Annotated in this window: 22 protein-coding genes and 2 tRNA genes; 17 read left to right on the top strand and 7 right to left on the bottom strand. The window is 46.0% G+C overall.

All coding sequences use genetic code 11. The features are described from left to right. Positions 1-22: 22 nt before the first annotated feature. The 4 genes from B2337_RS08145 to B2337_RS08130 all read right to left on the bottom strand — a co-directional run bounded on the left by B2337_RS08145 (position 23) and on the right by B2337_RS08130 (position 4,679). Positions 23-2,212: a YgiQ family radical SAM protein gene (locus B2337_RS08145; RefSeq protein ID WP_292359847.1), complete on the bottom strand. Its 2,190-nt coding sequence runs from the start codon at positions 2,210-2,212 to the stop codon at positions 23-25. A 161-nt stretch (positions 2,213-2,373) separates the two neighbouring features. Further along, positions 2,374-2,910 (bottom strand): L,D-transpeptidase family protein, encoded by a 537-nt coding sequence (locus B2337_RS08140; RefSeq protein WP_292742496.1) that lies wholly within the window; start codon positions 2,908-2,910, stop codon positions 2,374-2,376. A 129-nt stretch (positions 2,911-3,039) separates the two neighbouring features. Continuing rightward, on the bottom strand, positions 3,040-3,846 hold the full coding sequence (locus B2337_RS08135) for a spermidine synthase (RefSeq protein WP_292359848.1): 807 nt from the start codon (positions 3,844-3,846) through the stop codon (positions 3,040-3,042). Next, positions 3,846-4,679 (bottom strand): DUF3530 family protein, encoded by an 834-nt coding sequence (locus B2337_RS08130; protein ID WP_292413180.1) that lies wholly within the window; start codon positions 4,677-4,679, stop codon positions 3,846-3,848. The genes B2337_RS08135 and B2337_RS08130 overlap by 1 nt, the downstream gene beginning before the upstream one ends. Positions 4,680-4,897: 218 nt before the next feature. Between B2337_RS08130 and rpe the strand changes: the two genes are divergently transcribed. From rpe to trpC, 6 genes are read left to right on the top strand one after another with little or no spacing between them, the layout of a single operon-like run. Next, entirely contained in the window at positions 4,898-5,590 is a 693-nt protein-coding gene (gene rpe / locus B2337_RS08125) for a ribulose-phosphate 3-epimerase (protein ID WP_069295252.1), read from the top strand. A gap of 3 nt (positions 5,591-5,593) precedes the next feature. Next, a complete protein-coding gene (locus B2337_RS08120; protein WP_292359854.1) occupies positions 5,594-6,262 on the top strand; it encodes a phosphoglycolate phosphatase in 669 nt (222 codons plus the stop codon). Positions 6,263-6,271: 9 nt separating this feature from the next. Beyond that, the gene (trpE, locus tag B2337_RS08115) at positions 6,272-7,765 is read left to right on the top strand and encodes an anthranilate synthase component I (protein WP_292359855.1); all 1,494 of its coding nucleotides are present in this window, start codon (positions 6,272-6,274) and stop codon (positions 7,763-7,765) included. Between the two features lie 15 nt (positions 7,766-7,780). Continuing rightward, entirely contained in the window at positions 7,781-8,368 is a 588-nt protein-coding gene (locus B2337_RS08110; RefSeq protein WP_292413178.1) for an aminodeoxychorismate/anthranilate synthase component II, read from the top strand. Further along, complete coding sequence (gene trpD / locus B2337_RS08105) at positions 8,361-9,389, top strand: anthranilate phosphoribosyltransferase (RefSeq protein ID WP_292413177.1); 1,029 nt, start codon at positions 8,361-8,363, stop codon at positions 9,387-9,389. The genes B2337_RS08110 and trpD overlap by 8 nt, the downstream gene beginning before the upstream one ends. A gap of 10 nt (positions 9,390-9,399) precedes the next feature. After that, positions 9,400-10,197 carry an indole-3-glycerol phosphate synthase TrpC gene (trpC, locus tag B2337_RS08100; RefSeq protein WP_292359861.1) on the top strand — a complete coding sequence of 266 codons (798 nt, stop codon included), beginning with the start codon at positions 9,400-9,402 and terminating at the stop codon, positions 10,195-10,197. Here the strand turns inward: trpC and crp are convergent. Next, positions 10,177-10,866, bottom strand: a complete 690-nt coding sequence (crp, locus tag B2337_RS08095; protein ID WP_292359863.1) for a cAMP-activated global transcriptional regulator CRP — start codon at positions 10,864-10,866, stop codon at positions 10,177-10,179. The two genes, trpC and crp, sit on opposite strands and share 21 nt — an antisense overlap. Positions 10,867-10,971: 105 nt before the next feature. On the opposite strand from crp, the gene B2337_RS08090 reads away from it, so the two are divergent. The 3 genes from B2337_RS08090 to B2337_RS08080 are packed head-to-tail and all read left to right on the top strand — an operon-like array spanning position 10,972 to position 12,099. Further along, positions 10,972-11,391, top strand: a complete 420-nt coding sequence (locus B2337_RS08090; RefSeq protein WP_292359865.1) for an OsmC family protein — start codon at positions 10,972-10,974, stop codon at positions 11,389-11,391. Between the two features lie 30 nt (positions 11,392-11,421). Beyond that, positions 11,422-11,811 (top strand): VOC family protein, encoded by a 390-nt coding sequence (locus B2337_RS08085; RefSeq protein WP_292359867.1) that lies wholly within the window; start codon positions 11,422-11,424, stop codon positions 11,809-11,811. A gap of 12 nt (positions 11,812-11,823) precedes the next feature. After that, positions 11,824-12,099: a YcgL domain-containing protein gene (locus B2337_RS08080; protein ID WP_292359868.1), complete on the top strand. Its 276-nt coding sequence runs from the start codon at positions 11,824-11,826 to the stop codon at positions 12,097-12,099. Between the two features lie 6 nt (positions 12,100-12,105). Here B2337_RS08080 and mutS read toward each other — a convergent pair whose 3' ends face one another. After that, a complete protein-coding gene (gene mutS, locus B2337_RS08075; protein ID WP_292413175.1) occupies positions 12,106-14,655 on the bottom strand; it encodes a DNA mismatch repair protein MutS in 2,550 nt (849 codons plus the stop codon). Between the two features lie 16 nt (positions 14,656-14,671). On the opposite strand from mutS, the gene B2337_RS08070 reads away from it, so the two are divergent. The 8 genes from B2337_RS08070 to B2337_RS08035 all read left to right on the top strand — a co-directional run bounded on the left by B2337_RS08070 (position 14,672) and on the right by B2337_RS08035 (position 21,304). Further along, positions 14,672-15,184 carry a CinA family protein gene (locus B2337_RS08070; protein WP_292359871.1) on the top strand — a complete coding sequence of 171 codons (513 nt, stop codon included), beginning with the start codon at positions 14,672-14,674 and terminating at the stop codon, positions 15,182-15,184. Between the two features lie 120 nt (positions 15,185-15,304). Further along, positions 15,305-16,345, top strand: a complete 1,041-nt coding sequence (gene recA / locus B2337_RS08065; protein WP_292359873.1) for a recombinase RecA — start codon at positions 15,305-15,307, stop codon at positions 16,343-16,345. Beyond that, the gene (recX, locus tag B2337_RS08060) at positions 16,342-16,782 is read left to right on the top strand and encodes a recombination regulator RecX (RefSeq protein WP_292413173.1); all 441 of its coding nucleotides are present in this window, start codon (positions 16,342-16,344) and stop codon (positions 16,780-16,782) included. The genes recA and recX overlap by 4 nt, the downstream gene beginning before the upstream one ends. Next, positions 16,782-19,385: an alanine--tRNA ligase gene (alaS, locus tag B2337_RS08055; RefSeq protein WP_292413172.1), complete on the top strand. Its 2,604-nt coding sequence runs from the start codon at positions 16,782-16,784 to the stop codon at positions 19,383-19,385. The genes recX and alaS overlap by 1 nt, the downstream gene beginning before the upstream one ends. A gap of 3 nt (positions 19,386-19,388) precedes the next feature. Then, a complete protein-coding gene (locus tag B2337_RS08050) occupies positions 19,389-20,609 on the top strand; it encodes an aspartate kinase (protein ID WP_292359878.1) in 1,221 nt (406 codons plus the stop codon). Positions 20,610-20,836: 227 nt separating this feature from the next. Continuing rightward, complete coding sequence (gene csrA, locus B2337_RS08045; RefSeq protein ID WP_014706856.1) at positions 20,837-21,022, top strand: carbon storage regulator CsrA; 186 nt, start codon at positions 20,837-20,839, stop codon at positions 21,020-21,022. Between the two features lie 54 nt (positions 21,023-21,076). Continuing rightward, positions 21,077-21,166 (top strand) — tRNA-Ser (locus B2337_RS08040). A gap of 61 nt (positions 21,167-21,227) precedes the next feature. After that, positions 21,228-21,304, top strand: a tRNA-Arg gene (locus B2337_RS08035). A 250-nt stretch (positions 21,305-21,554) separates the two neighbouring features. Here the strand turns inward: B2337_RS08035 and B2337_RS08030 are convergent. Next, positions 21,555-23,351 carry a sensor domain-containing diguanylate cyclase gene (locus B2337_RS08030; protein WP_292359880.1) on the bottom strand — a complete coding sequence of 599 codons (1,797 nt, stop codon included), beginning with the start codon at positions 23,349-23,351 and terminating at the stop codon, positions 21,555-21,557. Positions 23,352-23,639 lie beyond the last annotated feature (288 nt).

Here is a 23,639-nt window from a genome sequence, read left to right as displayed (position 1 = left end):
GGAGATGAAAGATCAACAAGCCCTAACGTTTGCGGGAACGTTGCGTTCCACTTTTTACTTTTTTGGATCTGACATGCTGGGTACGGAAAGCCGGTTGCGTTGATGGCGTTTTAGCCTTACGGGTAATGCGTTTGCCTTCACCCATTTCGCCAGTGCCTTTAGGTTGAAAGCTCGGAATCAGATGCTTTTTGCCATTACCGATCAAATCAGATCTGCCCATACTTTTCAGGGCTTCACGTAACATCGGCCAGTTTTCCGGGTCGTGATAACGCAGAAATGCTTTGTGCAGGCGCCTTACTTTCAAACCTTTTGGAACGGTGATATCGCCGCCCTGACGGCGTACTTTGTGCAAAGTGTCCTTGCCTGAGTGATACATGGCTGCTGCAGCTGACATCGGTGAGGGCAAATACGCCTGAACCTGATCAGCTCGAAAGCCATTATGTTTTAACCACAACGCCAGATTCATCATGTCCTTGTCAGTCGTACCCGGATGAGCCGCAATAAAATAAGGTATCAGATACTGTTCTTTGCCAGCCTGTTTGGAATATTTATCAAACATCGCTTTGAACTTGTCATAAGTGCCAATGCCGGGTTTCATCATCTGCGACAGTGGACCATCTTCGGTATGTTCCGGCGCAATTTTCAGATAGCCACCCACATGATGCGTGACCAGTTCTTTAACATACTCCGGAGACAGAACCGCGAGGTCATAACGCAGACCGGAGGCAATCAGAATCTTCTTGATACCCGGCAGACTGCGCGCACGACGATATAGATTAATTAATGGCGTGTGATCGGTGTTGAGGTTTTTGCAAACACCCGGAAAAACACAGGATAAACGACGGCAACTGGCTTCGATTTCCTCGCTGTTACAGGCCAGCCGGTACATATTGGCGGTCGGTCCACCCAGATCCGAGATAATGCCGGTAAAGCCCGGAGTAGTATCGCGGATTGCCTCAATCTCACGAATAATCGAATCTTCACTGCGACTCTGGATAATGCGACCTTCATGTTCGGTAATCGAACAGAATGTACAACCGCCAAAACAGCCACGCATAATGTTCACTGAAAAGCGAATCATCTCGTAAGCCGGAATATTGGCTTTGCCATATTCCTTATGCGGTAAACGGCTATAAGGCAGATCAAACACCGCATCCATCTCTTTGGTGGTCAATGGGATGGGCGGCGGGTTCAGCCAGACATCCTGATCGCCATGTTGCTGAACCAGCGCCAGTGCATTGCCCGGATTAGTCTCCAAATGCAGAATCCGCGAGGTATGTGCATAAATAATCGGATCATCTTTAACCGTTTCATAACGCGGCAAACGAATCACTGTTTTATCGGCATTTCGCGGTGAGACCCGATGGATTTTAATGACATTAGTTGCTGGTTCCGCCGGAGCAGCATTTTTCTCGGCGGTTTCCGCTTTGGATTGCTCGCAACTCTCTTCCGTCTGCATCTGATAAGGATCAATCGGTGGATTAAGCTGGCCGGGCTTATCAATACTGGTAGAGTCCTTTTCCCACCATTCTTCACGTCGACCATGACGACGGGTATAAACCGTGCCGCGCACATCTGTCAGGTCTTTAACCGCTTCACCCTGTGCCAGCCGATGGGCTATTTCCACTACCTGGCGTTCACCGTTACCGTAAACCAGTAAATCCGCTTTGGAATCCATAATCACGCTGCGACGGACTTTTTCAGACCAGTAGTCATAATGTGCAATACGACGCAGACTGGCTTCGATGCCACCAATAACAATTGGCACACCTTTATAGGCTTCCCGACAACGCTGACTGTATACGACGACGCTGTGATCAGGGCGTTTGCCACCTTCACCATCAGCAGTGTAAGCATCATTACGACGAATTTTTTTATCGGAGGTGTAACGATTGACCATCGAATCCATATTGCCGCCGGTGACGCCAAAAAACAGATTCGGTTTACCAAGTCGTTGAAAATCTTTGGTGCTGTTCCAATCCGGTTGCGAGATGATGCCGACTCGAAAGCCTTGAGATTCCAGCAAGCGACCAATTAATGCCATGCCAAAACTGGGATGATCCACATAGGCATCACCGGTAATGATAATCACATCGCAGCTGTCCCAACCCAGAGCTTCCATTTCACTGCGTGACATTGGCAATTGTGGTGCAATGCCGAAGCGGTGAGCCCAGAATTTGCGGTAGGAAAAAATATCAGGAGCGGCTTGCATAGAACCTCAGATCAACAACAGCGAAAAATCAACGGCTTATTGTAACAAACACAGGGCTGTTATTTTTGTCTTTTGCTCACCGCTGTTTGCTGACGAACCATGCCTTGATTTAATGAAAATTGATTTTGAGGATTCTAAAAAGTATTAATGATGGAGTGATATTAGGGGTTTACAGCCGCTTTAAATGACTCCAAAGAATCAACGATAATAACCGGAGTACCTTTTTCCACCCACATGGCTAATTCCCGAACTTCCGCATTGCGCATCGCAATACAGCCCTGAGTCCAATTGGAAACCTCATGAATATCGAGTTTGTCAGGCGTTTCATCGCCAATTCCATGAATACCAATCTGCCCACCTAAAGGCGTATTTTGGGGTGGCGTTTCGTTATAGATAAAAGCAGCCAGAATTTGGCGATATTCCTTACGAGTGATGCGTCCTTCCTTGAGGGCCTGTTTGGCATCATCCATATTTGGATAATCCAGATGCATAAACAGATAAAACCGGTCACTACTGCGAATATCCTTTATCCGATAATGACCTTTGGGGGTTCTGCGATCACCCTCTTGCATCTTGGGCTGCCGGCCACCACTGCCTAAAGCCACTTTAAAGCTACGCAACGTTTTATCGTCTTTTCTAACCAATAATTTGTTTTCTGAGCGCACGATAACCAATTCTATCTCCCCCGATGCCGCCATCGTGACCGTTGGGAAGTGAAGTAAAAGGGCTATGAAAAGCAGCCTGAACATAGGGCAATTAATCCGCTAAAAGATGTGAACTGATTTTTATCATAAAACGCCTTAATTATCACCTGTAAATAAATATTTTTAAAGAAATAATCGATTTAAAAATGAAATGTTCTGCTTTATCAGATCATGCAGGGATTGTGGTAAATCAACATCAAATTGCAGATTCAGTGAATCGGCCAGATCACGATGCCTTTTCAACTGGCTCACATTGAACCTTTGTTTCAAGGCCAGACCAATCACATTGCCCTTATCAGCAACTGGCAACACCAAGGTCTGATCAGCAAAGCTTTGGTTAATTCGTTGCATCGATTGACTGAATCCCGGACGATCGGTTCCCCATAAATTAATACTCATTAGACCATCATCATTTAAAACACCGGCACAGGCATCAAAAAAGGCCTGACCACCAACGCTGGCAGACATACCCAGATGATCATAGGCATCGACCAAAAGCAAATCATAAAATGCACCATTACTGAAAAACTGGTCACTGACAAACTGGTAGCCATCACCATGATGAATTCGCAATCTGGGATCATTATGCGGCACATTAAAATAACGTTGTGCAACATCAATCACATCCTGCCGGTATTCAATGACATCAATCTGACATTCATTAAAATGATGTAATAAAAACTTAACCAGCGAGCCGCCACCTAAACCAATAACACAGATATTCCTTGGCTTCGGCTGAAACAATAAGCCCGCCATCATGGCACGTGTGTAACTCAGTTCAAGCAGATGTGGTGATTGCAGTGACATACTGCTCTGCCGAGGATAGGTACCAAAATGCAACGATCTTTTATCACCAATATCAACGACTTCAATGATGCCTTCATCAGATGCAGCTTGATACACTACAAAGCCGCCATAATAGAGTTGCATTATTGAGAAGCCTCTTCATCCAGCAGTTGTTTGACTAACCAGCCATGAACCTGGTTGGTTAACTGTTTAGGCGCACTACTGAAATAATGATCCGCTCCAGTAATCTGTCGTAAATGATAATTGGTTCTCTGTTCGGTTTTCATCTGTGTCTGGCGTTGGAGAATGGCTTGTTTAACCTCGTCTTTCTGCCTGCTGCCCATAATTTCTAACGTTGGAATGGTCACATCAGTAATACCGATGCCTTCTGATAACGCTCCAGTATTAATCATAACCAAAGCGGTGACTGGAACCGCTGTTTCATTAAGCGCCTTTAATGCTAGCCGACCGCCTGCTCCCTGACCAATCAACACGATATTTTCGTGGCCCTCTTGTTGTAACTTAAGTAACGCTGCATCTATTCGCTCAGCTGTGGTGACCATTTTATAGATTTCCGCAGATGACTCCGCTGTTAACGAATCAACTGGAGCTTCAGCATCATCGGCAGGATTATCATCTGATACTTCCGCCGTTTGAACCGCTTCAACTGGATCCACTGTAGCCTCAGTTTCAGCTGTCAATTGAGACTGGTCGGTATCTTCACTAAAGCGAATAATCTTAATGGCCAGAGTATTCCAGCCATAACTTGGTAGCTGACGTCTCAATAAACCAACAGCAGCGCTATCAATATGCTCATTAATATCATGTAGCAATAATACGGCACCGCGAGGTATGCCAAGGGTTTGCGATAAATATGCGGCGGCAATAGTCTGCTCACCAACTGGCAATGCTTCATAACCTTTTGTTACTGATCCCTGACGCAAAATTTGTGGCTTTTCTGCGGAAGCATCATCCACAGCTCCAGCATAGGCTGCCGGGTTCGTTAAAAAAAGTATGCATAATGTAAGAAATAATCGTCTCTGGATTTGCACCGGTTTTCCTATTTGTGTCGGTTAGGCATCTCGCGCCAGTATAATCAGCGATAGTGAATTTCAAAAGCTGAAAAAACCCATGTTTTGCGGTAGAGTAACGGGTTTTGACAGTAAATTTTTAACTAACTTAGAGAGAATCCGACATGGCCGAATTCAAAATTGCCCCATCAATCCTCTCCGCTGACTTTGCCCGTCTTGGCGAAGAAGTGGTAAATGTACTGGCCTCAGGTGCTGACATTGTTCATTTTGATGTCATGGATAATCATTATGTGCCCAACCTGACGATCGGACCTTTAGTCTGTGAAGCATTGCGCAAACACGGTGTTACCGCCGAAATTGACGTGCATTTAATGGTTAAACCGGTTGATCGCATTATTCCAGATTTTGCTAAAGCGGGCGCCAGTTTCATTACTTTTCACCCTGAAGCATCCGAGCATATTGACCGCAGCCTGCAACTGATTAAAGCCGAAGGCTGTAAAGCAGGTCTGGTATTTAACCCGGCCACACCACTGACTTTAGCAGAACATGTTCTGGATAAAGTGGATCGTATTCTGCTGATGTCAGTTAACCCGGGTTTTGGCGGCCAGAAATTTATTCCTCACACGTTGGAAAAACTCCGTCAGGCCCGCAAAATGATTGATGAAAGTGGTTACGACATCGATCTGGAAATCGATGGTGGCGTAAACGTACAGAACATTCGTGAAATTGCTGAAGCCGGTGCCCGTACATTCGTTGCAGGTTCAGCAGTATTTGGTGCAGCTCAGGACAGCGATCCCAATAAATACGAAACCGTTATCGCAGCACTGCGTGCAGAATTAGCTCAAGCTAAAATCTAAATAATGGCTTTAATCAAGCCGGATCTGGCACTCATCGATCTTGACGGCACGCTGGTTGACAGTGTGCCGGATCTGGCCTGGTGTACTGATCAGACTATGCTGACACTTGGTATGCCCGTACACGGAGAAGCCAAAGTCAGAACCTGGGTGGGGAATGGTGTTGAAAGACTGATTAAGCGCGCCCTGATAAATCAGTTGGATGGTGAACCGGCAGAAGCACTTTATGCTAAAGCCGCACCCATCTTTATGGAATTGTATGCCGAGAACACCAGCAAACGCAGTCAGTTATACCCTGCTGTAGAACAGGGATTGCAATGGTTAAAACAACAAGGCATACATCTGGGCTGTGTAACAAATAAAGATGAACAATTTACTTTACCGATATTAAATAATCTGGGGATCCATGATTATTTTGAACTGGTTGTCAGCGGTGATACCTTACCGCAGAAAAAACCGGATCCTGCACCACTGCTTTATGCCGCCAGTTATTTTAACATCGAGCCACGAAGAGCATTGATGATTGGCGACTCGGTAAGTGATGTCAAAGCATCGCGCGCCGCAGGTTTTCAGATTGTTTGTATGAGTTATGGTTACAACCACGGGAATGATATCCGCTCTGCTAATCCAGACGCGGTTATTGATAGTTTTGCCGAGTTAAATACTCTTTTTTAGAAGCCGGACATGAAACAGGCACAATTCGACCAACTGGCCAGTGAAGGCTATAACCGCATCCCTCTCTATCGCGAAGTACTCGCTGATTTAGATACGCCATTAAGCACTTATCTTAAACTGGCAGATGCACCCTACTCCTATCTCTTTGAGTCCGTTCATGGGGGCGAAAAATGGGGTCGTTATTCGATTATTGGTCTGCCCTGCGAATCAGTGATTAAAGTCTTTGGTGATCAAATCAAAGTCTATCAGCGTGATGTGCTGATAAATGAGATACAACATGAAGATCCCTTAACATGGATTGCCGAGTTTCAGTCGAAGTTTCATGTTCCCTCACTGGAGCATCTGCCTAAATTTAATGGTGGACTGGTTGGCTATTTCGGTTATGACACAGTCCGTTATGTTGAAACTCGTTTAGGGGATGCACCGCAGAATGATCCATTGGGTTGTCCTGATGTGCTGCTGATGGTGTCTGACGAATTAGTGGTGTTTGATAATCTCAGTGGGCGGCTGTTTTTGATCGTACACGCCGATCCAACGCTTCCTGATGCCTACGACAAAGCGCAGGAACGTTTGGATCAACTGATTCGCAAACTACGTGAATCCACTCCCAAGTTCAGTGAGAAACGGCCTCAAAATGCGGTTTCAGAACAGGATTTTGTTTCCGGTTTTACCCATGATGGTTTTATTGAAGCCGTCAGCAAGGCCAAACAATATATAAATGATGGCGACATCATGCAGGTTGTCTTGTCACAACGTCTGTCTGTACCGTTTCATGCTGCGGAGATCGATTTATACCGTGCCTTGCGCACGTTGAATCCATCACCGTATATGTATTACCTGAATCTTGAGGACTTCCATATTGTCGGATCTTCTCCGGAAATTCTGGTACGCATGGAAGACAATGAGGTAACGGTTCGCCCGATTGCCGGTACACGTCGTCGTGGTGCTAACGCTGAGCAGGACAAAGCCTTGGAACAGGAACTGCTCAACGATCCGAAAGAGCTGGCTGAACATTTAATGCTGATTGATCTCGGACGCAATGATGTAGGTCGTGTCAGTCAGACCGGTACCGTCAAACTGACCGACAAAATGGTAATAGAACGTTATTCGCATGTCATGCATATTGTTTCCAATGTCACTGGGCAGGTATTACCGGGGATGACCGCAATGGACGCCCTCCGAGCCACCTTCCCTGCCGGAACGGTCAGTGGTGCACCGAAAGTAAGGGCAATGGAAATAATCGATGAATTCGAGCCGGTAAAACGCGGGGTTTATGCGGGGGCAATCGGTTATCTGTCCTGGGCAGGCAATATGGATACGGCAATCGCCATCCGCACCGCCGTCATCAAGGATAAACAACTGCACATTCAAGCCGGTGCTGGAATCGTCTATGACTCAGTTCCGGAAATGGAATGGGAAGAAACCATGAATAAAGCCCGTGCAATATTCAAAGCGGTTGCCATGGCAGAGGCGGGTCTTGAGCCGCCAAAACCGACTGAATAAATAACAGGACCGACTATGCTGTTAATGATTGATAACTATGATTCGTTCACCTACAACCTGGTGCAGTATTTTGCTGAACTGGGTGCTGAGGTGGAAGTACAGCGTAATGACAAGCTGACGATTAACGACATAGAAACACTTGACCCTGAGCTTATTGTGATTTCGCCAGGTCCATGCACCCCTAATGAAGCGGGCATTTCACTGGATGTTATTCATCATTTCGCCGGAAAAAAACCCATTTTAGGAGTCTGTCTCGGACATCAGGCCATTGGACAGGCCTTTGGTGGTGAAGTGATCCATGCACGGGAAATCATGCATGGTAAAACTTCCCCGGTACATCATAAAAATGTCGGTGTGTTTCAGGGACTGAATAATCCGTTGCAGGCTACTCGTTACCACTCTCTGGTCATCAAAAAAGAAACCCTGCCTGACTGTTTTGAGGTGACAGCCTGGACCGAAAATCCCGATGGCAGCATAGATGAAATCATGGGTATCCGGCATAAAACCCTTCCAATTGAGGGAGTGCAGTTTCATCCTGAGTCCATTCTGACCGAACAGGGCCATCAATTATTGAAAAATTTCCTGGATGAACATCATGGTTGATACTGAGTTCACGATGCAAGCCGCAATAAAACTTATTACCCAGCATCAGCATTTGTCCGAGCAGCAAATGACCGCAGCAATGCGAATGATCATGACCGGTAAAGCCACAGACGCGCAGATTGGTGGTTTTTTAATTGGCTTACAGATGAAAGGCGAAACCATTACTGAAATTGCCGCAGCGGCATCCGTGATGCGTGAATTAGCCACACCAGTATACGTAACCGGTGAACATGTCATTGATACCTGTGGAACAGGTGGAGATGGTGCCAGCAGTTTTAATGTTTCAACCGCCAGTGCCTTTGTGGTAGCTGCGGCGGGTGCCAAAGTTGCAAAACATGGCAATCGTTCAGTCAGCAGTACTTCCGGCAGTGCCGATGTACTGGAAACGGCCGGTGTCAATCTGGAATTAACACCTGAGCAGGTTGCGCATTGCGTTGAAACCACAGGCGTTGGTTTTATGTTTGCCCAACGCCATCATGGTGCAATGAAACATACTGTCGGACCTCGCCGTGAAATGGGTGTACGCACCATTTTCAATTTACTCGGCCCACTAACCAACCCTGCCAAAGCCAAACATCAGGTGATGGGCGTGTTTGATAAAAAATGGGTTGAACCTATCGCTCAGGTTTTACAAAAACTGGGCAGTAAACATGTAATGGTGGTGCATGCCGAAGACGGTATGGATGAGATCAGTATTGGTGCAGACACCTTTGTCGCTGAACTCAAAGATGGCGTCATTTCCACCTACACTATCAAGCCCGAAGATTTTGTCATGCAACGTACCGATATCAGCCAGCTGACGGTCTCCAATGCACAGCAAAGTCTCGATATTATCAAACACGTGTTTGCCGGTGAGCCCGGTCCGGCACGCGATATTGTCGTGCTGAATGCCGGCGCTGCCATTTACACAGCAGATCTGGCTGACAGCCTTGCTGAAGGCGTTCGTCAGGCAAAACACTTTATCGATAATGGTATTGCCCACCAAAAACTAGATGCACTCATCACCTGCAGCCAACTTTAAAAGATCGTTTATGACTGACACACCCGATATTCTGAAAAAAATTCTGCAACGCAAACAACAGGAAATTGCTGAACGCAGTAAACATTTGCCAATTAATCTGTTGCAGCAACTCGCCGAAAATGCTGACCCGGTCCGCGGCTTTGTCGAAGCCATTGAACGTAAACTGGCTGCGGGACAAAGTGCCGTTATTGCCGAAATAAAAAAAGCCTCGCCCAGTAAAGGTGTTCTGCGGGCTGACTTCAAACCGGCCGAAATTGCGTTATCTTATGAAAATGGTGGCGCAGCCTGTTTATCCGTTTTGACCGATCGGGATTTTTTCCAGGGCCACGAGGATTATCTCAAACAGGCGCGAACGGCCTGTCAGTTACCCGTTATTCGTAAAGATTTTATTATCGACCCCTACCAGGTATTTGAAGCCAGAGCGATTGGTGCGGATTGTATTTTACTGATTGTCGCTGCTTTGGATGATGATCAACTGGAACAGTTGAGTCAGTTGGCCATTCTGCTGGATATGGATGTGCTGGTTGAAGTGCATAACGAAGAAGAATTACATCGGGCACTGGTATTGAATCTGCCCTTAATCGGCATTAATAACCGGGATTTACATACATTTGAAACCTCGCTAGAGACCACTATTAAATTGCTCAACTTTATTCCGGATGAGACCATTGTGATCACCGAGAGCGGCATCCTTGGCAAGGCAGATGTGGCTTTGATGCGTGAGCACGGAGTAAATGGCTTTTTGGTGGGTGAAGCCTTTATGCGCGCAGATGAACCGGGTGAAGCCCTAGCCAACCTTTTTAATTAATGCATTAACGCCGCGATGCTCTTCATCAAATAGCACCATGGTTTTACCATGAGCCCATAAGACACCGCGTTCCTGCAATTCTTTAAGCACCCGACCGACCATTTCTCGCGAACAGCCCACAATGCGACTGACTTCCTGACGGGTGATTTTGATTTGACGGCCATGTTCATGACGCATGGCATCAGGCTGTCCCGCCAGATCTTTCAAGGCTTCTTCTACCCGGCCCGATACATCCATAAACGCCATGTTGGTGGCTTTACGGGTCGTGGTCAGTAAACGTCTGGACATCTGCTCACCCAACGTTTCCAGTAAATACGGATAACAACCTTTCAATTCTGTTTTGGAAAGCGCTTTCAGTGTTTGATAACTGATTTCTTCTGTGCGGCAATCGGTTCTGGCTTTGACCACCGACATGCGGTCGTTGATGGTATCGTGAAAATACCCCACTTCACCGATAAAGTCGCCCTGGTTAAGGTAGGCAACTATTAATTCCTCACCTTCTTCATTTTCAACACAGATGCTGATAGAGCCTTCGCGTATATAATAGAGCTTGTCAGGAATATCACCCGGTCGGGCCAGCATCGTTTTGGCAGGATAAACTTTGCTGTGACAGTGTTTAAAAAATTCTGCCAACTGCTCTTCTCTTTCTTTATGTTTTAAATAATCCATGTCATGAAGGCTCAGCTTTATTTTTATAGGGATTAATTCTGCCCAATTCCGATGAATATGGCAAAATTAAACGTTATTAAATGTATTTTATGCAGGATGAGTTAAATGAAAGCAAGAGTAAAGTGGGTTGAGGATGTTTTATTTGTCGGTGAGTCTGGTACCGGCCATACCATCGTAATGGATGGCCCGGAAGAAGCCGGTGGCCATGGCACAGGCATGCGCCCCATGGAGCTATTGTTACTTGGTCTGGGCGGCTGCACCTCATTTGATGTTATCGATATTCTGAAAAAATCGCGTCAGGATGTGACGGACTGTGTGGTCGAGGTTTCCGCAGAACGCAGTACTGAAGCCCCCAAAGTGTTCACCAAAATTCATGTGCATTACACGGTAACCGGTCGCAACCTTAAACAGAACTTTGTGGATCGCGCAGTCAAGCTGTCGACCGAAAAATATTGCTCAGCGTCAATCATGCTGGCAAAAACAGCGGAAATCACTCACGACTATGAAGTGATTGAACAAACGTAATTCTTTGATTTTTAAAAAGGGAGCATAACCATGCAGCGCCCAACTCGAACCGGCGGTTTACGCCATGTGGCATTAACCGTCGATAACCTCGAAGCCTGTGAACAGTTTTATGTGGATTTATTGGGCATGGAAGTCGAGTGGCGACCCGATGCAGATAATGTGTATCTGACGTCAGGTAATGATAACCTGGCCTTGCACCGTGGTGAAAATATCAATAAAACCCCGGTTCAGCCCCTGGATCACATCGGCTTCATCATTCCAACCCCTGATCAGGTTGATGAATGGTATGCTTTTCTGGATCATCATGCCGTTCCCATGCGCCAGCCACCTCGCACCCATCGCGATGGTGCCCGCAGTTTTTATTGTTTTGATCCCGCCGGAACGGTTGTGCAGATCATCTATCATCCACCGATTTCGTAAATCAGAGTTATTATGAAAGCCTATATCTATAAAAGCCGAAAAAAAGAAGAGCTGTATCTTTATCTCAGCAAAAAAGATGATTTTTCAGAAGTCCCGCCAAGTCTCTATGGGTCAATGGGCAACGAACCAATATTTGTGATGGAACTCGAGCTTAGCCCGGAGCGAAAGCTGGCTAGAGAAGATGTAAATAAAGTCATTCATAATCTGGAAACACAGGGCTTCCATGTACAAATGCCGCCGACCAATGATTTATTGTTACATCGTGAGCGCACAGGCCAACTGCATTAATTTAAGTCAAACCAGTTTTTTCAGCTCGTAAAGTAATTCCAATGCGGCCTTGGGTGTTAATTCATCCGGATTGATTTGCCCGATTTTATGAATCAAAACGGCATTATCCGGTTGGGCAAATAAATCCTGTTGCGGTTGTAGCTCCTGGCCCTCCGAACCAACGCTGCGTTGTGACTCTAACGTCGCCAGTTTATGTTTGGCTGCCTGAATAACATCGTTTGGCACCCCAGCCAATTGTGCAACCTGTAATCCATAACTCTGATTAGCTGCACCCGGTTTTAATTGATGTAAAAACACAATTTTGTCGCCATGTTCAATGGCATCCAAATGCACATTAGCCGCTTTGCCATATAACGCTGGTAGCTGGGTCATCTCGAAATAATGTGTCGCAAATAAGGTATAAGCACCAATATCCCGTACCAGTTTTTCAGCGCAACTCCAGGCCAGCGCCAGCCCATCGAATGTACTGGTCCCACGCCCCACTTCATCCATCAACACCAGACTTTGTGCCGTCGCGTTGTTCAGAATATTGGCCGCTTCATTCATTTCCACCATAAACGTGGAACGACCTGACGCCAGATCATCACTGGCACCGATACGGGTAAAAATCTGATCTATCTGGCCAATTTTGGCTGATTCCGCCGGTACGTAGCTGCCCATATACGCCATGATCACTATCAAGGCAGTCTGACGCATATAGGTGGATTTACCGCCCATATTTGGTCCGGTAATCACCAGCATCGACTGTTCATTTAATTGCAAATCATTGGGGCAGAAATGGGTTTTCTGCACTGCCTCAACCACCGGATGCCGACCAGCCTGAATCGATAAGCCTTTATCGGTGGTTAACTGCGGCGCAACATAATTGAGTGTTTGCGCTCGCTCAGCCAGATTTGCCAAAACATCAAGCTCAGCCAGTGCCGCAGCACAATGGGTCAATGCTGCAAGATCAGGATGAATCAGTTTAAAGAGTTCTTCATATAAAGATTTTTCCAATGCCAACGCTTTTTCGCTGGCACTGAGCACCTGATCTTCATGGGTTTTTAATTCAGCTGTGATATAACGCTCAGCATTTTTCAATGTTTGCCGACGCTGATAATCAGCGGGCAATTGAATATTGTGGGCACGGCTGATTTCGATATAAAAGCCATGCACTTTGTTATAACCGACTTTTAAGGTGCTGACCCCGGTCCGTTCCCGTTCACGCTGTTCCAGTTCACGCAAAAAATCATTGGCATTCAGATGCAGATTGCGTAATCGATCCAACTCCGCATGGTAGCCTTCAGCAATGACTCCGCCATCGCGAATCAATACCGGCGGTTCTTCAACAATGGCTTTATTTAAAAGCTCAAGTAATTCCGGGAAAGTGCCCAATTCCCGATCAATCTGTTTCAGTAACCTGGCTTGAACATCTGATAAATGCAGATGCAGATTCGGCAGCGCAGTCAGCATGCGTCTTAATTGCACAAAATCCCTGGGACGGGCGCTACAAAGGGCTAAACGGGTCACAATACGCTCGATATCACCCAACGGTTTTAACAGGGTTTGAGCGAAAGCAATGACATCTGCTTCAATAAGATTGCCAATTGCCTCCTGACGTTGCTGCAAAATCGTTAAATCGCGTTTGGGTTGCAATAACCAACGCCGAAGCAAGCGTGTTCCCATCGGAGTAACAGTGTTATCGAGTACTGATAACAAGGTATTTTCACGACCACCTGACAGATTCTGTTCCAGTTCCAGATTCCGTCTGGACTGCGGATCAATACGAATACTATCAACGGGTGTTTCCACACTGATTTTGCGTAATTGCGGCAGTGCTGTCCGATGCGTTTGCTGAGCATAATTCAGTAAACAGCCTGCTGCCATAATGGCCAGCGGCAGCTCCTCACAGCCAAACCCTTTCAGGTCTGTGGTTCCAAAATGCTCACATAAACGGCGACGAGCCGCGTCCAGACCAAAATGCCATTCCGGGACAAACCGCAGTAGTTTGTTATAGCTATTAAATGATTCGCCATGACTGTCATCAATCAAAATTTCTGCGGGTTGCAGTCTGGCTAAATCTGCAAGCAAATCATTTAATGACTCATGCTGACAAACTTCAAAACGACCACTGCTGATTTCAGCGACGGCTAATCCGTATTGATCCTTTTGCCGGGCTATCGCCACCAGTAAATTGTCTTGTTTGCTGTCGAGTAAGGCTTCATCGGTTAACGTACCGGGTGTCAACACCCTGACTACCTTACGTTCAACCGGACCTTTACTCGTTGCCGGGTCACCAATCTGTTCGCAAATGGCCACTGGCACACCCGACTTAAGTAATCTGGCCAGATAGCCTTCAGCAGCATGATAAGGCACACCCGCCATTGGAATGGGAGCACCGTTACTATTACCGCGGGCAGTCAGCGTGATATCGAGGAGCTCAGCAGCCTTATGTGCATCATCGAAAAACAACTCATAAAAGTCGCCCATTCGATAAAACAATAATAATTCCGGATGTTCAGCCTTGATCCGCAGATATTGCTGCATCATTGGCGTATGATTGTTTTTTTCGGTCATTTTTATAGTTTAGCGTATGCAAGATTATTCTGACGCAACACTTTATCAGCTTACCCAGCAACTGGCACAGGCGCTTCAATCAAAAGGCCTGCGATTAGTCACCGCCGAGTCGTGTACCGGTGGCTGGCTGGCAAAATGTTGTACCGATTTACCGGGAAGCTCTGCCTGGTTTGAAGGTGGCATCGTCAGCTACAGCAATCAAATCAAACAGCAACATCTTGATGTACAGCTCAGTACGCTTGAAAAATATGGTGCTGTCAGTGAGCAAACCGTGATTGAAATGGCCTCTGGTGCCATCCAAAATTTCTATACCGATATATCTGTAGCAATAAGCGGAATTGCTGGCCCCGATGGCGGTTCAGAGGAAAAACCTGTTGGAACCGTCTGTTTTGCCTGGGCCGATAAACAAAGTGTGTTTTGTAATACCTTTTATCTGCGCGGCAATCGCGAATTCATTCGCCGCCAGGCCGTATTTATCGCACTTGATGGTTTGGTGAAAAAATTAGCTTCCACCGAATATTACGCCTGAACCCGACTACAAAATTAATATCCACTAAATGCCTGTTTGAAACCGCAATCGACGCTGGTGAGACATGGCTATCTGTGTGATAATCCATAGTTTTCTGATATCAGCTAAAGGGCACACCAAATGGATGAAAACAAGAAGAAAGCGCTTGGCGCCGCCTTAGGTCAAATCGAAAAACAATTTGGCAAAGGTGCCGTAATGCGTTTGGGCGACGGAACGGCCCACCGTGATATCGATGCGGTTTCAACGGGCTCAATTGGGCTAGACGTTGCCCTGGGTATCGGCGGTTTACCACGTGGTCGTGTCGTTGAGATCTACGGCCCGGAATCTTCCGGTAAAACCACGCTGACGCTGCACGCCATTGCCGAAATGCAAAAACTGGGGGGCACCGCTGCATTTGTCGATGCCGAACATGCGCTTGATCCCCTTTATGCTGAAAAACTGGGCGTTAATATCGATGATCTGCTGGTCTCTCAACCTGATACTGGTGAGCAGGCGCTGGAAATCACCGATATGCTGGTCCGTTCTGGTGCCGTTGATATTGTCGTGGTCGACTCAGTTGCCGCATTGACGCCTAAAGCTGAAATCGAAGGTGATATGGGTGACAGTCATATGGGGCTTCAAGCCCGTTTGATGTCTCAGGCTTTACGTAAACTGACGGCCAATATCAAACGTTCCAACACACTGGTTATCTTCATCAACCAAATCCGCATGAAAATCGGCGTTATGTTTGGTAATCCTGAAACAACTACCGGTGGTAATGCGCTTAAGTTCTATGCTTCAGTCCGACTGGATATTCGCCGGATTGGCGCGATCAAAAAAGGCGATGAAATTCTGGGCAACGAAACCCGTGTGAAAGTCGTAAAAAATAAAGTCGCTCCGCCGTTCAAGCAAGTCGAATTCGATATTCTCTATGGTGAAGGCATCTCTCGCGAAGGCGAATTGATTGATTTGGGTGTCAGCGAAAATATCGTCGAAAAATCCGGCGCATGGTACAGCTATGACGGCAATCGAATTGGTCAGGGTAAAGACAATGTACGTATTTACCTGAAAGAACATCCGGAAATGGCGAAGGATATCGAAGCGAAAATTCGTGCTGTGATGATGCCAAAGAACATCAAGGTAAGCGCTGAAACCCCTGTGGATGATGAAATCGACGCGTGAAATCCCGCTCTGCAATCGAACAGGCCATTGGTTATTTAGCCAGACGGGAACATAGCGCCGCCGAATTACAGCAAAAACTTCAACAAGCCGGTCATGAAACAGATAAAATTCATGCCGCTTTAGAAAAGCTGCAACAAAGTGGCTTGCAGGATGATCAACGTTTTGCCGAAGCGTTTATCCGATCCCGTACCCTACGGGGCTATGGTGAGTTGCGAATTCGGCAGGAAATGAAACAAAAAGGTGTGGCGGATGAACTGATTAACTCCACCATACAACAGGCAGAAACTGATTGGTTTGCGCTTGCTATCGAAGTTCGGTGCAAGCGTTTTGGCGAGCAGAGCCCCGATGATTATAAAGACCGTGCCAAGCAGATGCGGTTTTTACAATATCGGGGCTTTACTCATGAACAAATAACGGAAAGTTTTGAACTGAACTAATGAAAACGAGCGCTGATATACGCAAATTATTTCTGGACTTCTTTGCTGACAAAGGTCACGAAGTCGTTTCCAGTAGCCCATTAATTCCGGCCAATGACCCGACATTGTTGTTTACCAATGCCGGCATGGTTCAGTTTAAAGAAGTCTTTCTCGGTCAGGAAACCCGAAAGTACACGCGCGCGACAACAACTCAGCGCTGCGTACGTGCCGGTGGTAAACACAACGATCTTGAAAATGTCGGTTATACCGCCCGCCACCATACATTCTTTGAAATGCTCGGCAACTTCAGTTTCGGTGATTATTTCAAGCGTGAAGCGATTCAATACGCCTGGGAATTTCTGACTGAAACATTACAGCTGCCAGCAGATAAACTATGGATCACGGTATTTGAGGAAGATGATGAAGCCGCTGATATCTGGTTAAACGAAATTGGTGTCGATGCTTCACGCTTCTCCCGTATCGGTGCTAAAGATAATTTCTGGTCAATGGGTGACACTGGTCCATGTGGCCCCTGCTCAGAAATATTCTATGACCACGGCCCGGAAGTAGCTGGCGGCCCTCCTGGTACACCGGAAGAAGATGGCGATCGTTATATCGAGATCTGGAATCTGGTCTTTATGCAGTTTGACCGTTCTGCTGATGGCACGCTGACTCCCCTGCCTAAACCGTCGGTGGATACCGGCATGGGTCTGGAACGTTTAGCCGCGGTGCTCCAGCATAAACATAATAATTACGACATTGACCTGTTCCAGAATCTGATCAAAGCGATTCAAAAGCTGTCGGGCACCACTGATTCCAGCAACACGTCGTTACGCGTTATCGCTGACCATATTCGCTCATGTGCCTTTATGATTACTGACGGCGTGCAACCGTCTAATGAAGGCCGTGGTTATGTGTTGCGCCGTATTATTCGTCGCGCCATTCGTCACGGACATAAACTGGGTTTAAAAGAAGCATTCTTCTACAAACTTGTTCAGCCATTGGTCGATGAAATGGGCGAAGCCTTCCCCGAACTTGCCAAGGCACAAGCGATTGTTGAACAGGCTTTGCAAATTGAAGAAGAACGTTTTGCCGATACCTTGGATAATGGATTGAAAATTCTGGATCACGCGATTGACGAAATGGCGGATAAAGAAATTCCTGGTGAAACCATTTTCCTGCTGTATGACACCTACGGCTTCCCGATTGATTTAACCGCCGATATCGCCCGTGAACGCGGTTTGACGATTGATGTGGCAGGTTTTGAACGTCACATGGAAGCACAACGTAATCGTGCACGCAGTGCCAGTCAATTTGGTGGTGGTTTATCCGAAACACTGATTATTGATGGCGAAACCGTTTTTTGTGGTTATGACCATGTGCGTAATGAAGGTGTTATAACTGCTCTGCTCGTTGATGGCGAAAATGTCGATAAACTGCATGCCGGGCAGCAAGGCATTATCGTTCTGGACCACACGCCTTTTTATGCCGAATCCGGTGGTCAGGTGGGCGATCAAGGCGAAATCAACACGGCTGGTGCGCACTTCATTGTTAAAGACACACGCAAACAGGGCAAAGCCTTTACACATATTGGTGAATGTAAGGATGGTACCTTTGAAGTAGGTCAGCCGGTGATTGCCCACGTAGATGAATATAACCGTCAGGCAACAGCACTTAACCACTCTGCCACGCATCTGCTACATGCTGCTTTGCGTAAAATTCTCGGTGAACATGTCACGCAAAAAGGTTCGTTGGTCGATTCACAACGACTGCGTTTCGATTTTTCACATTTTGAACCGGTTTCGGCTGAACAATTACGTGAAATAGAACGGCTGGTTAATCAGCACATCCGCGTAAACCACACGGTTGAAACGCGCCTTATGCCAATTGAAAAGGCTCGTAAAAGTGGAGCAATGGCATTGTTCGGCGAAAAGTATGATGATGAAGTTCGGGTACTGAGCATGGGTGAATTTTCGGTTGAACTTTGCGGTGGCACACATGTTGGTCACACGGGTGATATTGGTCTGTTGAAAATCACCAATGAAACCGGTATCGCTTCAGGGGTTCGTCGTATTGAAGCTGTCACCGGTGAAGCGGCACTGAACTATATTGAACAGTCTGAAAACCGTCTCAACCGGCTATCTGATTTGGTCAAAGCCAAACCAGAGAATGTCGAGGAGAAAACGCAGCAACTGGTGCAACGCACTCGTCAACTGGAAAAAGAACTGGAATCCCTCAAATCAAAACTGGCCAGCAGTGCAGGTTCGGATTTAGCTGCTTCAGCAGCGGAGATTGGTTCTATCAAAGTGCTCGCTGCCAATCTCGAAGGCGCCGACGTTAAAAGTCTGCGTGAAGCCGTTGATCAACTTAAAAATAAACTGGGTAGCGCCGCCATTATTCTGGCTGCGGTAGAAGGTGAAAAAATCACCTTGATTGCCGGTGTCACGAAAGATGTGACCGATAAAATTCGTGCTGGTGATCTGGTATCACATGTCGCCGCACAAGTCGGTGGTAAAGGTGGCGGCCGACCAGATATGGCTCAGGGCGGTGGTAGCGAACCACAAAAATTAACTGCTGCACTCGACTCCGTCACCACTTGGGTGGCATCTAAGCTGGAAAATTAAGTCATGGCACTTATCGTACAAAAATACGGCGGTACTTCAGTAGGTTCTGTTGAACGTATCCAGGAAGTCGCTAAAAAAGTTATCCAATATCGCAAAGATGGTCATGATATCGTCGTTGTGGTATCCGCTATGAGTGGCGAAACCAACCGTTTGCTGGCTTTGGCAAAGGAAATAACGCCACATCCGCGAGGACGTGAACTGGATGTTTTGCTGTCAACGGGTGAACAAGTCACTATCGCTCTGCTCAGCATGACATTGCAACAAATGGGTATGCCCGCACAATCCTATACCGGATCTCAAGTAAAGATCCTGACTGACGATGCGCATAATAAAGCCCGCATCATGCAGATTGATGATGAAAAAATGCGTGAGGATCTTGCAGAAGGCAAAGTCGTTGTGGTCGCCGGTTTTCAAGGTTGTGATGAACAAGGCAACATTACAACTTTGGGGCGCGGTGGTTCTGATACCACGGCAGTAGCATTAGCTGCCGCCCTGAAAGCAGATGAATGTCAGATTTATACTGATGTGGATGGCGTGTATACCACCGATCCACGTGTTGTCCCGGAAGCCCGCCGACTGGATCGCATTACCTTTGAAGAAATGCTTGAAATGGCCAGTCTGGGAGCAAAAGTTTTGCAAATTCGCTCAGTCGAATTTGCTGGAAAATACAACGTGCCTTTACGCGTACTTTCATCCTTTACGGAAGGTGGCGGCACATTAATTACCTCTGAGGAACCCTCAATGGAACAAGCGCTTATTTCGGGTATTGCCTTTAATCGCGATGAGGCAAAATTAACCATTCTGGGCGTGCCTGATCAACCAGGTGTCGCTCATAAAATTCTGGGGCCAATTGCCAAACAGAATATTGAAGTGGATATGATCATCCAAAACACCGGACATGACTCAACTACAGACTTTACTTTCACAGTGCATCGTAATGATTATCAAACGGCATTGAATCTGCTCAAAGAAACATCGGTATCTCTGGGGGCTCGTGAAGTTACAGGCGATGAGCATATTGCCAAAATTTCACTGGTAGGTGTTGGAATGCGTTCACATGCAGGTATTGCCAGCACCATGTTTGAAACGCTGGCACAGGAAAATATTAATATCAGCATGATCTCCACCTCTGAAATCAAGATTTCAGTGGTTGTCGATGAAAAATATTTAGAGCTAGGTGTCAGAGCGCTACACAAGGCTTTCAAGCTTGAACAGAGCAACTAAACCATTGATATCAGGAAGTTTTTCCTATCGATAAGGTGCTAATATCCTGATATACTTTTTGCACTTGTGATATATGGATAATTAGTTGTCCAACGCTGTCATAGAGGAAGAGAGGCAAAGATCTCTCACAAGGAAATAAACGGAACTGGCACGAGGCCTAGCTCATCGAAAGGAGTCAATAAATCTCCTCCGCTCGTCGCCAGAATTTACACTGCAAGGGGAATAACATGTTAATACTTACACGTCGCGTTGGAGAGTCACTCATCATTGGTGATGATGTTGTTGTAAATGTGCTTGGTGTTAAAGGCAATCAAGTCAGAATTGGTGTTGATGCACCAAAAGACGTCACGGTTCATCGTGAAGAAATCTACGATCGTATCCAGGCAGAAAAAGATCAATCAAACGCAGGTTAATTAAGCAAATCGACTAGCCAAATGAATCATAGCTGGTATAATGGCCGGCTTGATGGAGAGCTGGCCGAGTGGCTGAAGGCGCGCCCCTGCTAAGGGCGTATAGGTTAACCCCTATCGAGGGTTCGAATCCCTCGCTCTCCGCCATTTTTTTCTGAATTTATCCTTGTGATAGTCAGTAAAAAACAGTACAATTTCACGCTTTAAAGCGCCTGTAGCTCAGCTGGATAGAGTACCTGGCTACGAACCAGGCGGTCGCACGTTCGAATCGTGCCAGGCGCACCAAAAATTGAAAGTCAATCAAGCAGTTATCATTAATTTGGTAACTGCTTTTTTGTTTTCTGTCCTTAGGTTTTCTCTAAATTACTCGTTTGATATGCTCGAATGCGTACCTTTACAATCACATCTTTCCGATATGTGCATACCACAGCTTTTTTCTGGACAATCAGATATTCGTTTTCATATCTAATGCGTTCGGGTAAAACCTGTCAGCTCTAATTACTGTTATGGCTGCATACATAAGTAATCAAGAGTTTCAAAGTTTGTTTTCTGCCGACTTAACTTCATACATCCGCTTATCAGCAGCATTTAAAAGTTCGTCTGCCGAAGTAGCGTCCTGTGGACAGGCAGCCATACCGATACTCGCCGAGACTGATAAACTTTTACCATTATGAATCAGCGGTTGTTTGATTGTTTCAATAATAGATGTAATGACCCGTTGCGCCTGGCTTGGTGAGGTTTCCGGTAATAAGACTGCAAATTCATCACCTCCGAGTCGGGCCACAGTATCTGTTTCACGCAGGATTCTGCTGAGCTGTGTGGCAGTATGTTTAAGGATTTCGTCTCCCACATGATGACCATAGTTATCGTTAATTTCTTTAAATCCGTTTAAATCAATAAACAAGATAGTAAATTCGCGTTTATTACGCCGATAGTTTTGTACCAGTTTATTCAAAAACTCGAAGAACATCAGACGATTTGGAAGCCCCGTCAGTCCATCATGGAATGCCTGCCATTCCAGCTTCAGTTCAGCCTCTCTTCTGCTGGTGATATCAATAATAAACGCCAGTACATGCTTATCATCCAGAGCCGTTAGCCGTTCCAGAAAATAATATTCCTTACCATCTAATACCAACGGATATTCGATCGTTGCCGGTTCGCCAGTGTTTATTGTTTCAGCCATCAAAGCGAGTTTCTTTTCGACCAGATCGGCATCTAGCAGCTCACTGATATTCATTCCATTTAACTTAGTCGCATCAACCAGCAATGGAAAACTATCCTCTACTTCATGGTCGATTATTTTGCCATCCACCCTCATGGTGAGCAGCAAGTCGGGCATCGCATCAATAATGGCTTTATTGCGATGATTAAGCACCGCCAACAGTTTTCTGGACTCAATCTGCTTGAGCAACTGGTTACCTAAAAAAAGTAACAACAGGGTGAAAACTATCAAGATAATAAAATTTCTGGTCACCATCTGCTGTTCATATTGTCTTATCGACTGTTCAGCAGACGCACGGTTTTCAGCAATAATGGAGAACATTCCCCATTTGTTAAGAAATTGAAAATCACATTGCGCATTATTCTGGAGCTGAACGCGATGTATGCCAAGCTCGGTAGATGTCAGGTATCGATGATCCTTGCACAGGCTGTAAATATCATTTTTTTGCAGCCCTTCGTACAGACTGGAAGACCAGATGAGTTTGCCCGATTCGTCGGTCAATACAGCCGAAATATTTTTGTTTTTGGTAATATTGCCAAGCTGAGCTGTCAGATCTTCACTTTTCAAGGCTGCCACCGCCACACCGGTAAACTGATCATCAGCATCTCGAATGGGATAACTCATCGCAATATAGAGTGCGCTTTCCTGAATAATGGATTGCCTCGGTGAGGAAATGAAAAATTTTGTCTGCTCATGTTTGGTGTGCTCAGTAAAATAATCTCTGAGCGAGATCGGTGATTGATATCCTGGACTGGTAGAAAATGTAACTACCCCTTCGTTATCAGTGATATAGAGCTGCCATATAGTGGGATTCAGATTTGTTAACCTTTCAGCATAAGTCGCGACCTGCTCAGGAGCTTCCATGCTCATCGCGGCAAGCTGTTTAAGGTTGGCTCCTACAAAAGAAAATTCTTTATCAATCAGCTCGGCTTGCAACACGGATAACATACTCACTCGCTGACTGATTTGCTCATTAATCGGGTTTTGATAACCAGCGACTTGTTGGTGGTAAAAAAACCGTAAACTCAACGCACCAATGATCCACACTACAAGTAGAATAAACACTACAAACGTGCGATTAAAAAACAAATTATCGATATGTTTGGTCATACGGACAGAATAGCGCGTGAAGAATCAAAGTACACTAAAACTCTTTGCAATTCGGATAGTTGCGCACAGTTTAATAAAATACCCAGTCGGCATTAACGTTGATTGATAAGTTAAAATTTATTGTCTGACACGACGTGACAAGTGAGGTTAGATTAGGAATATCGATACTAGCTTTTGGTCGTTGCCTAATCACTCAAAGGTATCTGACAAACTATCAATCTGATTACACGTTTAGCATGATTCAGTAAAGCCAAGTTAGCGGGCAAATCAACATATCCTTGCACAAAA

The sequence above is a fragment of the Methylophaga sp. UBA3192 genome (genome assembly GCA_002363955.1).
Classification (GTDB): domain Bacteria; phylum Pseudomonadota; class Gammaproteobacteria; order Nitrosococcales; family Methylophagaceae; genus Methylophaga.
The sequence above is the reverse complement of the archived record's forward strand: the minus strand, read 5'-3'. Positions and strand labels throughout refer to the sequence as shown.

What these genes read in the sequence shown, in the direction of transcription:
- trpC (WP_292359861.1), top strand. Translation starts at nt 9,400, where the DNA reads ATGACTGACACACCCGATATTCTGAAAAAAATTCTGCAACGCAAACAA.
- B2337_RS08145 (WP_292359847.1), bottom strand. Translation starts at nt 2,212, where the DNA reads ATGCAAGCCGCTCCTGATATTTTTTCCTACCGCAAATTCTGGGCTCAC.
- B2337_RS08085 (WP_292359867.1), top strand. Translation starts at nt 11,422, where the DNA reads ATGCAGCGCCCAACTCGAACCGGCGGTTTACGCCATGTGGCATTAACC.
- B2337_RS08030 (WP_292359880.1), bottom strand. Translation starts at nt 23,351, where the DNA reads ATGACCAAACATATCGATAATTTGTTTTTTAATCGCACGTTTGTAGTG.
- B2337_RS08140 (WP_292742496.1), bottom strand. Translation starts at nt 2,910, where the DNA reads ATGGCGGCATCGGGGGAGATAGAATTGGTTATCGTGCGCTCAGAAAAC.
- rpe (WP_069295252.1), top strand. Translation starts at nt 4,898, where the DNA reads ATGGCCGAATTCAAAATTGCCCCATCAATCCTCTCCGCTGACTTTGCC.
- trpE (WP_292359855.1), top strand. Translation starts at nt 6,272, where the DNA reads ATGAAACAGGCACAATTCGACCAACTGGCCAGTGAAGGCTATAACCGC.
- crp (WP_292359863.1), bottom strand. Translation starts at nt 10,866, where the DNA reads ATGGATTATTTAAAACATAAAGAAAGAGAAGAGCAGTTGGCAGAATTT.
- csrA (WP_014706856.1), top strand. Translation starts at nt 20,837, where the DNA reads ATGTTAATACTTACACGTCGCGTTGGAGAGTCACTCATCATTGGTGAT.
- B2337_RS08110 (WP_292413178.1), top strand. Translation starts at nt 7,781, where the DNA reads ATGCTGTTAATGATTGATAACTATGATTCGTTCACCTACAACCTGGTG.
- B2337_RS08120 (WP_292359854.1), top strand. Translation starts at nt 5,594, where the DNA reads ATGGCTTTAATCAAGCCGGATCTGGCACTCATCGATCTTGACGGCACG.
- B2337_RS08080 (WP_292359868.1), top strand. Translation starts at nt 11,824, where the DNA reads ATGAAAGCCTATATCTATAAAAGCCGAAAAAAAGAAGAGCTGTATCTT.
- B2337_RS08090 (WP_292359865.1), top strand. Translation starts at nt 10,972, where the DNA reads ATGAAAGCAAGAGTAAAGTGGGTTGAGGATGTTTTATTTGTCGGTGAG.
- mutS (WP_292413175.1), bottom strand. Translation starts at nt 14,655, where the DNA reads ATGACCGAAAAAAACAATCATACGCCAATGATGCAGCAATATCTGCGG.
- B2337_RS08070 (WP_292359871.1), top strand. Translation starts at nt 14,672, where the DNA reads ATGCAAGATTATTCTGACGCAACACTTTATCAGCTTACCCAGCAACTG.
- B2337_RS08135 (WP_292359848.1), bottom strand. Translation starts at nt 3,846, where the DNA reads ATGCAACTCTATTATGGCGGCTTTGTAGTGTATCAAGCTGCATCTGAT.
- B2337_RS08050 (WP_292359878.1), top strand. Translation starts at nt 19,389, where the DNA reads ATGGCACTTATCGTACAAAAATACGGCGGTACTTCAGTAGGTTCTGTT.
- alaS (WP_292413172.1), top strand. Translation starts at nt 16,782, where the DNA reads ATGAAAACGAGCGCTGATATACGCAAATTATTTCTGGACTTCTTTGCT.
- trpD (WP_292413177.1), top strand. Translation starts at nt 8,361, where the DNA reads ATGGTTGATACTGAGTTCACGATGCAAGCCGCAATAAAACTTATTACC.
- recA (WP_292359873.1), top strand. Translation starts at nt 15,305, where the DNA reads ATGGATGAAAACAAGAAGAAAGCGCTTGGCGCCGCCTTAGGTCAAATC.